The sequence below is a fragment of the Bacteroides muris (ex Fokt et al. 2023) genome (assembly GCF_024704895.1).
Classification (GTDB): domain Bacteria; phylum Bacteroidota; class Bacteroidia; order Bacteroidales; family Bacteroidaceae; genus Bacteroides; species Bacteroides muris.
On record NZ_JAMZEE010000010.1, the window covers coordinates 40,707 to 57,119 of the forward strand.

Genomic DNA, 16,413 nt, shown 5'->3' on the forward strand with positions numbered 1-16,413 from the left:
ATTTTGTGGGTTACCCCATTATTACTTCTACTGTATGCGTGCCCGGCAGATGGTTCACCACATTGCCTTCTATCGGCTGGCCGTCTACTGTGACGGACTTGATGCCTTTGCACACACCATCGGGATTCTTCACGGTAATATGATATTCTGCCCCGCGGAACTTGCGCTTCACGTTGAAGCCTTTCCAGTCTGACGGGATACAAGGATTGATTTCCAGACCTTCATACGAAGGCTTGATGCCGAGTATGAATTGCGTAATGGCATACCACATCCAGGCAGCCGTTCCCGTCAGCCAGCTGTTCTTGCCTTCGCCGGGGCGGGCGGCGTCCTTGCCGGCCACCATCTGGCAGCATACGTAAGGTTCTACTTTATGCAGGGCACTGTGCTCTTCGGTGTACGACGGGCATATCTTGCGGAAATACTCCCAGGAACGGTCGCCCCGGCCCAGTACGGTTTCTCCGATGATGACCCACGGGTTGTTGTGGCAGAAGATACCCGCATTCTCCTTGTAGCCGGCGGGATAGGTGGAGATTTCTCCATACTCCACAACATACCGGGTGAAGGGCGGATTGTTGAGTACAATGCCGTGTTCGCAGTCCAGGCGTTCCTTTACAGAGTCCAGTGCTTTCTCTACCATGCCTTCTTCCAGTCCGATGCCTGCCATGGTGCACCAGCCTTGCGATTCGATGAAGATTTGTCCTTCCTCGTTCTCTTTGGAGCCTACCTTGTGGCCGAAGTAATCGTAGGCGCGCAGGTACCAGTCTCCGTCCCAACCATGTTTTTTCACGGCTTCCACCATATTGTCTATATAGGTTTGCGCTCTGTTCGCTTCGTCGTTTTTACCCAAGTGGCGGCACAGTTCCACATAGTCGCGTCCGCACACTACGAACAAGCCGGCAATCATCAGTGACTCTGCCTGGCTGCCTTCCGTCTGATTTTCCGTGGTCTGGAATGATTCATTCGGATCCCAGGAGAAGCAGTTCAGGTTCAGGCAGTCGTTCCAGTCGGCACGGCCGATGAGGGGCAACATGTGGGGGCCGAGGTTCTCGATGACATGGTTGAAGGAAACGCGCAGGTGTTCGAACAAAGACACTTCCGAACCTTCCTTGTTGTCGAAGGGGACGGGCTCATCCAGGATGCTGAAGTCTCCCGATTCCTTGATGTATGCCACCGTACCGAAGATAAGCCACATGGGGTCGTCGTTGAAGCCACCGCCTATGTCGTTGTTGCCGCGTTTGGTCAGCGGTTGGTATTGGTGGTAGCATCCTCCGTCGGGGAATTGGGTAGAAGCTATGTCGATGATTCGTTCGCGGGCGCGTTCCGGTATCTGGTGCACGAAGCCCACGAGGTCCTGGTTGGAGTCGCGGAAGCCCATTCCCCGACCGATGCCGCTCTCGAAGAAAGAGGCGGAACGGGACATGTTGAAGGTAATCATACACTGATACTGGTTCCAGATGTTCACCATGCGGTCCAGCTTTTCTTCGTCGGTCTTCACGACGTAGATGTCCAGCAGGCGGTCCCAGTAGGCTTTCAGTTCGGCAAAGGCGGCATCTACTTTGGCGGTGGTGTCGAAGGCCGAAATCATCGCCTTAGCCTTTACCTTATTTATAATAGGTGAAGAGGGTACACTCTGCTTGAACGCTTCATGCAGAGATTCTTCACGTTCCTCGAACTTTGCCTCCTGCTTGTTTTCCACATAGCCCAGCAGGAAGATGAAGTCGCGGCTTTCGCCGGGTTGCAGTTCTACTTCCAGATAGTGTGAGGCGATGGGGCTCCAGCCGTGGGCAATGCTGTTGCCCGGCTTGCCTTCGACCACCCGTTCCGGGGCGGTAAACTCGTTGTAGAGCCCCACGAACGTTTCGCGGTCTGTATCGAATCCGTCTACAGGTGTATTGACGCTGTAGAAGGCGTAGTGGTTGCGACGTTCCTTGTATTCCGTCTTGTGGTAGATGACGGACCCGTCCACTTCCACCTCTCCCGTGGAGAAGTTGCGCTGGAAGTTCTCCATGTCCGTAGCGGCATTCCACAAGCACCATTCGGCGAAGGAGAACAGTTTGAGTCTTCTCACTTTGGCAGAAGTGTTCCGCAGGGTCAGCTTCTGCACCTCTCCCCAGATTTTCAGTGGGACGAAGAAGAGCAGGCTGGCCTCAATGCCGTCTTTGGCTCCGGTGATGCGGGTATAGCTCATTCCATGACGGCACTCGTAGCTATCGAGGGCTGTCTTGCAGGGCTTCCATGTCGGCGACCATACGCTGCCGCCTTCGTTGATGTAGAAGTAGCGTCCCCCGTTGTCCATCGGCACGCTGTTGTAGCGGTAGCGGGTGATACGGCGGAACTTGGCATCCTTGTAGAAGGAGTAGCCTCCGGCGGTATTGGAGATGAGCGAGAAGAAATCTTCATTGCCCAGGTAGTTAATCCAAGGCCAGGGTGTCTTGGGGTCGGTAATGACGTATTCGCGGTTTTCGTCATCGAAATATCCGAATCTTTTGTCTTGCATATTATTTTTGTTTTTGGTTTGATTCATTTCCGGTAGTCGCGTCGTCCGGTCATTTTTCCGGAAGCACGCTTCAAATTTAAAAACTTTTCTCCTATCCCTCTTGTTTGCCCGGTGTGTTTTTTCCCTTTGGAAACATGAAGTACCGGAAAATGATACAAAAGTATCACTGTGCGAATCTTTTTCGCTCTATCTTTGTAAACACGTTTTATGATTAACCGATATGAGATACTTATTCGCATTTCTGTTCTTTCTTGGAATCACCTTTTCTCTTTCCGCCCAATCCGTCCGCGAACGTATTTTGTTGGATGACGGCTGGCTGTTTGCTTTCGGCAATGCTTCCTCGCCGGAGAAAGACTTTGGCTGCGGAACGGAGTACTTCAACTATCTGACCAAGGCAGCCTCTATCCATAATGAGGGCCCTTACTCTCCCAAGTTCAATCCGGAGAAGTGGGGTGTGGACTGGAAGACGGTCAATCTTCCGCATGACTGGGTGGTTGATTTGCCTTATGCCAAAGAGGCGAGCCACAGTCATGGCTATAAAGCCGTCGGCTATAAATTCCCCGAAAACTCTGTGGGATGGTACCGAAAGACCATCACCGTGCCACAAGAGGACCTCGGCAAACATCTTTATCTTCAGTTCGACGGTATCTTCCGTGATGCCCGTATCTGGATAAACGGTTTCTACCTGGGACACGAACCGAGCGGCTATGCCACGCAGGTGTATGACATTACGGAATACCTGAATTACGGAGAAGAGAATCTGATTTGTGTCCGTGCCGACGCCACGCTCGAGGAAGGGTGGTTTTACGAAGGTGCGGGCATCTACCGGCACGTATGGCTGAACAAGACGGCGCCGCTGCATGTGGAGCCATTCGGCGTGTTTGTTTCTTCGCGTTTGGAAGAACCTTTTGACAAGGCATTGCTGGTGACGGAAGTCCGGTTGAAGAACTCGGGAAGCGAGCCTGTCCTCGCCAACGTGTTCTGCCGATTGCTTGATGCCGACGGGCAGGTGCAGATGGAAGACGAAGCAAGAGAACCGGTTAATTTACTCCCCCGCGAATCGCGTACCGTGAAAGTGTACACCAAGGTTTTGAATCCGCATCTCTGGAGCACGGATACTCCTTACCTTTATAATATGGAGACAAGTGTCCGGCAGAACGGCCGGCAAGTGGATGCCGTAGTCACTCCAATCGGTATTCGCCATATCCGTTTCGATGCCGACAAGGGCTTCTTCCTGAACGGACAGCCTCTGAAACTGAAAGGCGTGAACATGCACCAGGACCATCCCGGAGTAGGTGCCGGCATCCCCGATGCCCTGCAAGCGTACCGGCTGAAGGAACTGAAGAAGTTCGGCTGCAATGCCTACCGTTCTTCCCATAACCCGATGACTCCCGAAATGCTCGATGCCTGCGACAGCCTCGGCATCCTTGTGATGGAAGAAAACCGCCTGACGGGTGTCAACGAAGAACACACCCGCCTGCTGAAACGTATGATAGACCGCGACCGTAACCATCCGTGCATCATCCTTTGGAGTGTAGGCAACGAGGAGTGGGGCATCGAGTGGAAAGAAAGCGGTACACGCATTGCTGCCACGATGCGCGAATATTGCCACCGTTTCGACCCTACACGCCTCATGACCGTTGCTTCGAGCAGTGGTCCCGCCATCTTGGTTCCCGCAGACGTGGCCGGTTATAACTACATCCTTCAGAATCCGGTGGAGCGGCACCGCAAGGATTATCCCGGTCGCCGTGCGCTCGGCTCGGAAGAGACTACGGGCTGCGGTACACGCGGCATCTACTTCGATGCCCACGACAAAGGCCACATGGTGGCACACAACCGTAGACCGAACGGACCAGACAGTCTGCTGAACTGCATCGAGCGTGGCTGGAAATTCTATGACGAACGTCCCTATCTGGCAGGTCTTTTCTATTGGACGGGTTTCGACTACCGCGGCGAACCCAACCCCATGAAGTTCCCGGCTACGGGCTCGCAATTCGGCATTCTGGACTACTGCGGCTTCCCCAAGGACGAAGCCTGGTATCTGAAGTCCTGGTGGACGGATGAACCGGTACTGCATATCCTTCCCCACTGGAATCTGCAAGGGCACGAAGGTGACAGTATCGACATTTGGGTATACAGCAACTGCGATGAAGTGGAACTGACCGTGAACGGCAAGAAGCTGGAGCGCAAACCGATGCCCCGAAACGGTCATCTTTCTTGGAAAGCCGTTTACCGGCCCGGTGCAGTGAAGGCTGTAGGCTATAAGAACGGCAAAAAACTATTGACCCGTACTGTGGAGACTGCCGGTGCTCCTGCCCGTATCTCCCTGACAGCGGACCGTCCCGTCATTCGGGCGGACAATCGGGACGTGGCGGTGTGCAACATTGAGTTGCAGGACAAGAAGAAACGTTTTGTTCCCACTGCCTGCAGCGACTTGACGATAACCGTCTCCGGTCCGGTACGCATCCTTGGGGTGGGGAATGGAGATCCCGCTTATCAGGCTACGGAACGTCCGGCCGACGCCGATGCCCGCACCTGTCAGGTAAAGACATTCAACGGACTTGCGCAGGTATTGCTGCAAAGCACCGGCGAAGTGGGAGAAGCCACACTGACGGTCGTTTCGGAAAACCTGCCGGAAACTTCCTGCGTTTTGAAGCTGCAGAAGTAAGCAGCTTATCATTCATATCATCCGGCGAAGCGGAGACCTTTCTTATGTCTATGGGGCAAGAGAAGGAACTCCGCTTCTTTCTTCCTCAAACTATAGTGTGCAAATGTACGAGATGCGCATCTCGTGCTGTATGAGATACACATTTCATGTAGCGTGAGATGTACATCTCACGCTTCCTTGCATTGGAGCCTGAGGGGGAGAAGGACAGAAGTTGTGCTTTCCCGGGCATCTGCTCATACATAACAATTCTTACCCCTAAATGTAACAAATGCTACTATTGTGGATTAAAAAGAATGAGTATATTTGTGGCATGATACTTTTTAGCCAATGCCTATGGAAAACCAGAACTATATCATGAGGGAGATAACCCCTCTGTCGGAACGTGACTGTTTCTATATTGCCGACCGTCACAAAACAGAATTCACCTACCCCATCCATTGCCATGCAGAATATGAACTGAACTTTACGGAACATGCTTCCGGTGTCCGCCGCGTGGTAGGCGATTCTGCCGAGATTATCGGTGATTATGACCTGGTGCTGATAACCGGTAAGGAGTTGGAGCACGTATGGGAGCAACATGAATGTACCTCCGGAGATATTCGGGAGATTACCATCCAGTTCTCTCCCGACTTGTTCTTCGGGAACGTCATCAACAAGAACCAGTTCGACAGTATTCGTCGGATGCTGGAGCGTGCACAGTGCGGACTTTGCTTCCCCATGCAGGCCATCATGAAGGTGTACAACTGGCTGGACAAGCTGGCTTCCGAGGAGCAGGGCTTTTATGCCGTGATGAACTTTCTCCGTATCCTTTACGAACTTTCCCTCTATGACAATGCCCGGGTGTTGTCCAGTTCTTCGTTTGCCAAGATAGAGACTTTCTCGGACAGCCGCCGGGTACAGAAGGTGCAGAAATACATTTCCACCCATTATCAGGAGGATATCCGGTTGGCTTCATTGGCCGATATGGTGGGCATGACCCCGGTCTCCTTCAGCCGTTTCTTCCGCCTGCGCACCGGCAAGACGCTTTCCGACTACATTATCGACATCCGTCTGGGCTTTGCCACGCGTCTGCTGGTAGATTCCACGCGTACCATTGCCGAGGTGTGCTATGACTGCGGCTTCAACAATCTGTCCAATTTCAATCGTATGTTCAAGCGGAAGAAGGGATGCTCGCCGAAGGAATTCCGTGAGAATTATCGGAAAAAGAAGCTGGTGATATGATAAGAAAGTATCAGTATCCTTTATTGAAAGTGCCTATTTTTGCACCGATGATTAATACTAATATCTGATATTATGAAAAGAGTTTTTTCCTTATTCTTATGTTTGCTGTGTGTATGTGGTGTGATGGCGCAGATACGCGGCAATGAAGTCCGTGTAGTCGTTTCACCCGACCATGGCGATTGGGTGTATCGTCCGAATGAGAAGTGCACGTTTACTGTCCGGGTGCTGAAGGCGCAGAATCTCTTGCCCGACGTCAGGATTGACTATGAGCTGGGTCCCGAAATGTATCCCGCTGAAGTGAAGAAAGACGTGGTGCTGAAAGACGGTACCTTGAAGTTGCAAGGCACGATGAAGACTGCAGGCTTCTTGCGTTGCAAGGTCAAGGCGCATGTGGACGGCCGGACTTATGAAGGGCTGGCTACGTCGGCATACGCTCCCGGGCAGCTGCAACCCGTGACGAAACTTCCTGCCGATTTTCGGGATTATTGGGCCAAGACCTTGGAAGAGGCGCGCAAGACCCCGTTGAATCCCCTTATGACACTGCTTCCCGAACGCTGTACGGAAACGGATAATGTATATCAGGTCAGCTTCCAGACGAAAGCTTGGGGAGGACGTTTCTACGGCATTCTCAGTATTCCCAAGAAAGAAGGAAAGTATCCGGCCTTGCTGCGTGTGCCCGGTGCGGGCGTCCGCCCTTATGCGGGAGATACGTATACGGCTCCCGGAAAGGTGATTACATTGGAGGTGGGCATCCACGGCATTCCCGTCACGATGCAGCAGCCTGTATACGATGCGCTGGCAGGCGGGGCGCTGAGCAATTACTGGACGTTCGGCCGCGACAGCCGGGATGCTTCTTGCTATAACCGTGTGGTGGTAGGCGCTTTGCGTGCTGTGGACTTTATCTGTTCGCTGCCGCAGTACGACGGGAAGGCGCTGGGCGTTACGGGTTCCAGCCAGGGCGGTGCCTTGTCTGTGATTACGGCGGCTCTTGATTCACGCGTAACTTTCCTGGCGGCTGTTCATCCTGCCTTGTGCGACCACGAAGCGTTCTTCAAGAAGCGTGCTTGCGGCTGGCCCCATTATTTCTATTATTACGGTACTCCCGATGAAAAGCAGCTTGAAACGGTGCGTTATTATGATACGGCAAACTTTGCCCGCCTGCTGAATGTGCCCGGTTGGTTCAGTTGGGGATATAACGACGAGGTCTGTCCTCCCACTTCCATGTATGCAGCCTACAATGTGATTTCTTCCCCGAAAGAGCTGCATCTTTATTTGGAAACCGGGCATTACTGGTATCAGGAACAGTGGGATGAATGGCTGGACTGGATACGGAGACAACTTAATGTGTCAATGTGATTAATCTGATAATATAGTATCATTTTTTATGATATGAGCCACGTATCTTTGTGTATCGCTTAAAAACTGATAATATGAAGAAACAATTCCTTTTACTGACAGTACTTTTATTCCTTTTGGGAGCATGTGCCCCCGAGCCTGCGGAACATTCGTTTATCAGGGTCAATGCTGACGGACAGTTCGTTCGCGACGGAAAGCCCTATTATTTTGTAGGTGCCAATTTCTGGTACGGTGCCATTCTTGGTTCCGAAGGTGAAGGCGGCAATCGTGAACGGTTGCATAAGGAGCTGGACTTTCTGAAAAGTATTGGCATCAACAACCTGCGCGTATTGGTGGGTGCTGACGGTGAAAATGGCATAAAGACGCGGGTAGAACCCTCTTTGCAAGTAGCACCAGGCGTCTATAATGATACTATTTTAGCCGGATTGGATTATTTTATGAATGAACTGCGTGAACGTGATATGACAGCTGTCCTCTATTTGAACAATTCCTGGGAATGGAGCGGTGGCTATTCCGTTTACCTGCAATGGTCCGGACACGGTGATGCCGTGGTACCTGCCGTAGACGGATGGCCCGCCTACATGGAGTATGTCAAGCAGTTCCCCCAATCGGACAGCGCGAAGGCCTTGTTTGCCAATCATGTCAATTATATTGTTTCACGCACCAATAGGTATAATCAGATAAAATATGTGGATGACCCTACTATTATGTCCTGGCAGATTGGTAACGAGCCTCGCGCTTTCTCTGACGAGAACAAGGAGCCGTTTGCCCGCTGGATGGCCGATGTGGCTGCACAAATCAAGTCACTCGACCCGAACCACATGGTGTCTTCCGGCAGTGAGGGCTCGTGGGGATGCGAAATGGATATGAGTCTTTTCGAGAAGATTCATGCCGACCCCAACATCGATTATCTGAATATCCACATCTGGCCCTACAACTGGGGCTGGGTGAAGGCTGACAGCCTGACGGAACTTCTTCCGCGTGCCAAGGAGAATACCAGGAAGTATATAGATGACCACATGGTCATTGCCCGGAAGTACAGCAAGCCGATTGTTTTGGAGGAGTTCGGTTTTCCTCGCGACGGCTTCAGCTTCTCCAAAGAGGCACCGACCACTGCCCGCGATGAATATTACCGTTATGTATTCGACCTCATCCGCCAGGACCGTGAGAGCGGCGGACTCTTTGCCGGATGCAACTTCTGGGCATGGGGTGGTTTTGCCGGACAAAATCCCGACCATGTATTCTGGGAAAAGGGAGATGACTATACCGGCGACCCGGCTCAGGAACAACAAGGACTGAACTCTGTCTTTGCCACAGACAGCACTATTGAAATAATTAAAGCGGAAAACCGGAAGCTGCAAAATTAGACCTGTCCGTGCTTTTTCGTGTAATCCCTGCCCGAAAATCAGAATATAAGCATGTGCAAAGCGTTCCTACCGTTATCAGGAAAGATGTATAACTCTAATTACTAAGTATGATATGAGAAGCATATGGAAAGTTATGTTGGCGGTTTGTTGCCTAGGTATGACCATTGGTTGTGGCACAAACCCGTTGAAGAATGAAAGTGCGGAGGAAACGCTTCCGGCATTGATAGTCAATGGTACGCAGCTGATGAATACCGAAGGCGACACGGTGGTATTGCACGGGGTCAGCTATGGCTGGCATCAGTTCTGGCCCCGTTTCTACAATGCCTCTTCGGTTGCTTATCTGGTCAATGACTGGGGCGCGCAGGTGCTTCGGGCCTCTATGGGAGTGGATTTGGATAGCGCCTGCTATGTGAACAAGCCCGAGTTCGGCATTGAGTGTGTTACGAAAGTGGTGGACGCCGCTATCGAGAACGGCGTTTACGTCATTATCGACTGGCATAGCCACAATCTGCGGCAGGAAGAAGCAAAGGAATTCTTCACCCAAATGGCTACCCGTTACAAGGGGGTTCCGAATGTCATCTATGAGGTTTTCAACGAACCGGTGGAAGATAGTTGGGAGCACGTGAAGGCATACTCTGTGGAGGTCGTCAAGACGATTCGTGCCATAGAGCCGGATGCAGTTATCCTCGTCGGTTGTCCGCATTGGGACCAGGACATCCATTTGGCAGCGGACGATTCTATTACCGGATATAGCAATATAATGTATACACTCCACTTTTATGCCAATACCCACGGACAGTGGCTGCGCGACCGCGCCGACTATGCTCTGGGAAAGGGTTTGCCGATTTTCGTTTCCGAATGCGCCGGTATGGAGGCAAGTGGGGACGGCCCCATCAGTAAAGAGGAGTGGGGGAATTGGCTGGAGTGGATGCAGCGGCATTCCATCAGTTGGGTGGCTTGGTCCTTGTCGGACAAAGACGAGACTTGTTCCATGCTTTATCCGTCGGCTTCTTCCGAGGGAAACTGGAAAGATGCAGACGTGAAGGAATGGGGAAGAATGGTGCGAGATGAACTGAAGAAATGACTTTTGTAGTAATACTATTTTATCAAATATTATTATTTGATAAAATAGTATTATAAGATTTGATGCTAAAAGTCTACTTTTGTCAAGCTTGATTAGAATTTGATAATAATCATATAATGTTTAACCGCTAATGAAATGAAAAATGCCTATGAGAAAGGAGTGATATGTATACCAACCACTTTATAGAATAAGGTATATCTAATTTTTCCTCAAAAAGAAAAGTTTAACCTTATATTAAACGGTAGATGCCGCCAGGCAATACCAATTCATTAATCTAAGAAAAATACAAGTATGAATTTAAATTTCAGAAGAACCGCGCTGCTCGTGGGTATCTGTTCGGCTGTCAGCCTGACTTATACTCCGCAACTTTTCGCCGCATCGGTCGATGCAATAGATGCTGTGCAGCAAGCAAAAAAAATCACAGGTACTGTAACAGATGCAATGGGACCGGTTATCGGTGCCAATGTGTTGGAAAAAGGCACCACAAATGGTGTTATTACCGACATTGACGGTAATTTCACATTGAATGTTCAGCCGGGAGCCACGATTGTAGTGTCTTTTATCGGTTATCAGCCGCAAGAAATCGTGGTAGGCAACCAGACTAATTTCAAGATTCAGCTGAAGGAAGATGCTGAATTGTTGGATGAAGTAGTCGTAGTGGGTTACGGTGTACAGAAGAAGAAACTGGTGACAGGTGCTACGGTTGAGGTAAAAGGCGAAGACATCGCAAAATTAAATACTACGCAGGCATTGGGCGCTTTACAAAGCCAGTCTCCGGGTGTAAATATTCAGGCCGTTTCCGGTCAGCCGGGTGATGGGTTTAAAATTAATATTCGTGGTGCTGGTACTAACGGAAATACAGCTCCAGTTTACGTTATTGATGGTGTAGCCGGTGGCGATATTAACGCCTTGAATCCTGCCGATATTGAACGTATTGACGTGTTGAAAGATGCTGCATCTTGTGCAATTTACGGTTCGAGCGGTGCCAACGGTGTTATCCTTATTACTACGAAGCAGGGTAAGGTAGGAAAGGTTTCTGTATCTTATGATGGAAACATAGGTTGGGCAAATATATATAAGATGCCTGATATGTTGAATGCCAAAGAATATATGGCGGTAATGGATCAAGTGGCCTATAATAATGGAGGCCAACCGTATGATTGGTCAAAATTCGTAGATGCTGATTTGCTGACTGCTTATCAGAATGGTACCAATCCTGGTACAGATTGGGTAAAAGAATTCCGGAATAAAAATGCTGTGGTTACTAATCATGCGTTGAATGTAACAGGTGGTTCTGAATTCTCCAAATTTTCGACAGGTATAGGCTATCAGTATCAAGATGGTGCATTCGGTGGTCCGGTGAAGACTGACTATCGTCGTTTTACTTTCCGCATTAATTCTGAGCATGTGATATATCGTAAGGGAGATGTGGATGTGATAAAGTTTGGTGAGAATATATATTATCAGCACAAACAGAATCAAGGTGTGCAGTTAGGTAATCAATATTCGAATGACCTTTCTAATGCTTTGCGTGCTATTCCTCTGATTCCTGTATATAATGAAAATGGTGATTTCTTCATGTATGATGATTTGAAGAATTTTGGAACGAGTGCTAATGGTATACTTGATTATACTGCATATGCTTCTAATCCGATGGCTCACATGGTATATAATCAGGCTGGGAATAATAAGAATAAGAATTTTAATCTGAACACAGCGGCATATCTGGAAGTACAACCACTTAAGAATCTTATTTATAAAGGTCAGGTTAGTTACAAACAATGGTCAAGTTCATGGCGTTCATATCTTCCCGTTTACCAAATTAATAATCAGGGAGATAGCCGTGATAAAGACCAAACGATAAATAACGTGTCTTTGGGTTGGAACTGGAGTTTGACTAATACGTTGAGTTATCGGTTTGATATTACAGACTTACATCATTTTGATGTTTTGGCTGGTACAGAGTATTCTAAATCAAGACCAACTTATGGCGAATCAGTAGAGGCAACCGGTTATAATAGTGCTTTTGGTGACTTTACACATGCTTATTTGCATAATACAGAACGTAAAGCTACTGCTACAGTAAATGGTTATCCCTCGGATTATGGTTCTAAGATGTCTTATTTTGGACGTTTGAATTATGACTTTAAGGAAACTTATATGTTTTCTGCTATCATTCGTGCCGATGGCTCGTCTAAGTTTGCGAAAGGCAATCAATGGGGATATTTCCCATCATTCTCCGCAGGTTGGGTTATTTCAAACGAGGCTTTTATGAAGAATACTGCTTCTTGGCTTGGTTTCTTGAAAGTCCGTGCTGGTTGGGGACAGAATGGTAATGACAATATCCCTAATTCAAATTGGCGTGCCGGTTATGAGTTTGGCGATTATGGTCTTTATACATTTGGCTCGGATAAGAATGGAGGTACAACCGGAGCTTACCCGAATCGTTTGGCTAACCCCGATTTGACATGGGAAACTTCAGAACAGACCAATATCGGTATTGATGCCCGTTTCTTGGATAACCGTCTGAGTTTTAACATGGATTGGTATAACAAGCAGACGAAAGACTTGTTAGTGGAAGTGGGTATCAATGCAGCTTCCGGTTTTGCTACTCAATATCAAAATGCTGGTACGGTAAAGAATACTGGTCTTGAACTTTCAATGGGCTGGAGAGATCAGATTGGTAAGGAGCTCAAGTATGGGGTGAATGTCAATATGGCCTATAATAAGAATGAAGTAACGGAGGTTAATAACGCCAATCATTTTATTGAAGGCGGTAATGATTTGTTGGCTCAGAATACGGGTCGGTTTGTCCGTATGGAAGAAGGACATCCTATTGGCTATTTTTATGGTTATAAGACGGATGGTGTCATTCAGAACCAGACAGACTTGCAGGCATATCTTGACCAGAATTGTAAAGGCAATGCGGCAAACTCTAAGCAAGGTGCAAGTATTAAACCGGGCGATTTGAAGTTTGTGGATGTTGATGGAAATGGGGTGATTAATGATGACGATAAGACTGATTTGGGTAATCCTCATCCTGACGTGACAATGGGTCTTACGTTAAGTGCGGAATATAAAGGATTTGATTTCTCTGTAACAACCTATGGCGCTTTTGGTGCACAGGTAGCTCGCTCTTGGCGAAAGTTCTCAGACGGACAGTATGAAAACTATACGACAGAAGTTTACGATTACTGGCATGGCGAAGGAACCTCAAACAGATATCCGCTGCTTGCGCCGGGAAATAGCGGCCAGAATTTCCAGGCCATTTCAGATATTTATATTGATGATGCCGACTATGTTCGCATTCAAAATCTGACTATAGGATACGATTTCAAGAGAATTTGGAAGAACTGTCCGTTCCAGCAACTTCGTGTGTATGCTGCTGCACAGAATCTATTTACTTTTACCGGTTATAAAGGGATGGATCCGGAGAATGGTAGAGCCCTCAATGACAGCGAACCGTGGGTAACCGGTGTTGATGTAGGTAACTATCCTCAACCTCGTACTTATATGGTAGGTGTTAATGTTAAATTCTAAAATTGATACACGATGAAAAAAATAGCATATTTAATAGGTGCAGCTTTGATGATAGCAGGAATGTTTGCTTCTTGTAGCTTGGACTCGATGAGTCTGACGGAAAAAGATACGACCAATTTTCCTAAAACGGCTGAAGATGCCAATCAGGCTTTAGCTGCCATATATCAGAATCTGAATAATGTCAATGCTTTTCCGCAGCAGTCTTTCTTGTATAATTCTCTGCTGGCTTGCGATGATATGTTGGGTGGTGGTGGCCCCAATGACAAGTTGATGCAATCTTTGGACCTTCTTTGTAATACGGGTACAAATGCTACGCAGGACTACTGGGTGGCTCGCTATCAAGGAATCAACCGTGCCAATACGTTGTTGGAGGCTCTTGCCGGTATTGAAATGGATCCGGAAGTGAGAGCGCAGGCTGAGGGTGAAGCCAAGTTCCTTCGTGCTTTTTATTACTATGAGTTGGCTTCCATGTATGGGCGCGTACCTTTGGTGATTACTGCTTTGTTGCCCGAAGATACTACTCCTCCGACTGCGGCTGTTATCTGGGGGCAGATTCTGCAGGATCTTCGCGATGCGGCTGCAAATATGCCGGCTGTTCGCAAGTCGGATGGGCATGTTGATAAATATACGGCTGAAGCTATGTTAGGACGTGCTTGGTTGTATTATACCGGCATGTATGGTAATGGTGAAACTCTGAACGATTTGGTTAGTACGAACTATAGTCCGTTGACTTCAGTTGATTTGCCTGATGGGACTACTTTGACCAAGCAGGATGTGGTTGGGTATATTGATGATTGTGTGAATAACTCCGGTTATAGTCTTGTTCCTGAGTTTCGTAATTTGTGGGCATATACCAATAAATGTACGGTAGAAGATTTTCCGTTTACTGCCGGTCAGGGACTGAAGTGGGTAGAAGATGATGCAGCGGTAAATCCCGAATCCATGTTTGCCATTAAATATAATAAACTTGCATCTTGGAGCACTACTATCGGTTATGGTAACGGTTACGCTCTGCATTTTGGTGTACGTGGCAATGATCAGGCCAATTCTTTCCCCTTCGGACAAGGATGGGGTGCCGGTCCTGTAGCTCCCAATCTTTATAATGATTGGAGTGTGGCAGAACAAGATGATGCCCGTCGTCCGGCCTCCGTATTCAAGACGGAGGATATGCCGAGTTATAATAAAGGTGGTGGTGACGGCTTTATCCAAGAAACGGATTATTATCAGATGAAAATAGGTTCTATCATGGCTTATAATACGGATGCGGCTGGAAATAAAACGATTGAACCGGTATTTGAGAAGATAATGTATGGTGCCGACGGCTGGATTAATGATAATCTGATGCAAACCGGTTCTATCCATGATTTGGTCTTGATTCGTTTTGCGGATGTATTGTTGATGCAGTCTGAATTGAAGGAAGATGTTTCCGGTATAAACAGAGTGCGTAGTCGTGCCGGGCTTGAACCTATTGGTACATATTCGTTGGCTGCATTGCAGAATGAACGCCGTTGGGAACTATGTTTTGAAGGTACTCGCTGGAACGATATTCGCCGTTGGCATATTGCTGCCGATGCCCTTGAGAAACAGACGGGAACAAAGGTTTATACAAATGGGGCTGAAAGCCGTAATGTGGCGCAGAACGGTGGTTATGCCGCACGTTATAAGGCTACGGCAGGTTTCCAGAAGATTCCCGAAAACCAAGTCCTCCTGAATGAAGGAAAGGTAGAACAAAATGCGGGTTATACGGATGCAAGTGCTGAGTATAATGGTTGGCAAGAATAGAATATGAATTTAAAATGAAAAAAGATATGAAAAAGATATTATTCGCAATACCTTTGTTTGCAATGCTGCTGGTGGCTTGCGATCCGATAGTGGATGAAATCAGTCCGGATCCCAATGTCACACCGGAAAATCTTACTTTTGAACTTGTGGCCAAGAACCAGGGAAACAACAACATTCAGATTGTTCCTACTCCGTCACGTTATGTGAAGGTTTATGATGCTACGTCTGATACCAAGTTGGCAGAAGGTACGGCTCCGTCGGTTCAAGTAGCTCCTCCTAATAAAGAATTGCAAGTATATGTAACAACCATTAATTCGGACGGCTCCATAACAAAATCGGCTTCCAAATCAATAGCAGTAACGGAGTATACAGATCTTCCCGCTATTTATGCTGATGTATTCGGTACAACTCCGGACGGTGGTTATGGAACAACCACTTGGACTTGGAATACAGAAGCCGAAGACGGCTGCTGGGGTAATGGTGGATTTCTGTCAAATACAGGTCCCGGTTGGTGGGTTATCCGTAGTGGAGAAATTGATGGACAGGTTACAGGTGCGGGACTACCTGATGACGGATTGAACGGTTGGTTCTCGCTTAGTTTGTCAGGTGTCCAGACAAGTCGTGGTGAAAGTGGCTCTGTAAAAGTTTCAGAAGATATGGTACAATCCGGATGGGATGTAGGTACAATTGAATTTTCTGGTACTATTCCTTTGTTGGGTATACAACCTAATCAAGGAAATGCACGTCAGTATGTATATCACATTTTGAAAATCACAGAGGATGAACTTCGGCTTTGTGCACCTGAGCCAGGGGTGACTTCTGGAGGTGGTACTGCATGGTTCTGGAATTTCAAGAGAAAATAGTCAATATTGGATGTGCGGGCGGGTAATATCCGCCC

The 16,413-nt window shown here is 48.2% G+C and carries 9 protein-coding genes; 8 read left to right on the forward strand and 1 reads right to left on the reverse strand.

Annotation, left to right across the window (positions count from 1 at the left end; genetic code table 11):
• Window positions 1-10: 10 nt before the first annotated feature.
• A complete protein-coding gene (locus M1B78_RS05830) occupies window positions 11-2,497 on the reverse strand; it encodes a GH36-type glycosyl hydrolase domain-containing protein (protein ID WP_257940150.1) in 2,487 nt (828 codons plus the stop codon).
• A gap of 220 nt (window positions 2,498-2,717) precedes the next feature.
• On the opposite strand from M1B78_RS05830, the gene galA reads away from it, so the two are divergent.
• The 8 genes from galA to M1B78_RS05870 all read left to right on the forward strand — a co-directional run bounded on the left by galA (window position 2,718) and on the right by M1B78_RS05870 (window position 16,378).
• Entirely contained in the window at window positions 2,718-5,165 is a 2,448-nt protein-coding gene (gene galA / locus M1B78_RS05835) for a beta-galactosidase GalA (protein WP_257940151.1), read from the forward strand.
• A gap of 333 nt (window positions 5,166-5,498) precedes the next feature.
• Window positions 5,499-6,386 (forward strand): helix-turn-helix domain-containing protein, encoded by an 888-nt coding sequence (locus tag M1B78_RS05840; protein ID WP_257930989.1) that lies wholly within the window; start codon window positions 5,499-5,501, stop codon window positions 6,384-6,386.
• 72 nt (window positions 6,387-6,458) lie between these two features.
• Window positions 6,459-7,742: an acetylxylan esterase gene (locus M1B78_RS05845; RefSeq protein ID WP_257940152.1), complete on the forward strand. Its 1,284-nt coding sequence runs from the start codon at window positions 6,459-6,461 to the stop codon at window positions 7,740-7,742.
• Between the two features lie 74 nt (window positions 7,743-7,816).
• Complete coding sequence (locus M1B78_RS05850; protein WP_257940153.1) at window positions 7,817-9,109, forward strand: glycoside hydrolase 5 family protein; 1,293 nt, start codon at window positions 7,817-7,819, stop codon at window positions 9,107-9,109.
• A 112-nt stretch (window positions 9,110-9,221) separates the two neighbouring features.
• Window positions 9,222-10,193 carry a glycoside hydrolase family 5 protein gene (locus tag M1B78_RS05855; protein ID WP_257940154.1) on the forward strand — a complete coding sequence of 324 codons (972 nt, stop codon included), beginning with the start codon at window positions 9,222-9,224 and terminating at the stop codon, window positions 10,191-10,193.
• Window positions 10,194-10,484: 291 nt separating this feature from the next.
• The gene (locus tag M1B78_RS05860) at window positions 10,485-13,733 is read left to right on the forward strand and encodes a SusC/RagA family TonB-linked outer membrane protein (protein WP_257940155.1); all 3,249 of its coding nucleotides are present in this window, start codon (window positions 10,485-10,487) and stop codon (window positions 13,731-13,733) included.
• A 12-nt stretch (window positions 13,734-13,745) separates the two neighbouring features.
• Entirely contained in the window at window positions 13,746-15,515 is a 1,770-nt protein-coding gene (locus M1B78_RS05865; RefSeq protein WP_257940156.1) for a RagB/SusD family nutrient uptake outer membrane protein, read from the forward strand.
• Between the two features lie 26 nt (window positions 15,516-15,541).
• Window positions 15,542-16,378, forward strand: coding sequence for a hypothetical protein (locus M1B78_RS05870; RefSeq protein ID WP_257940157.1), 837 nt, complete (start codon window positions 15,542-15,544; stop codon window positions 16,376-16,378).
• The last annotated feature ends 35 nt before the right edge of the window (window positions 16,379-16,413 follow it).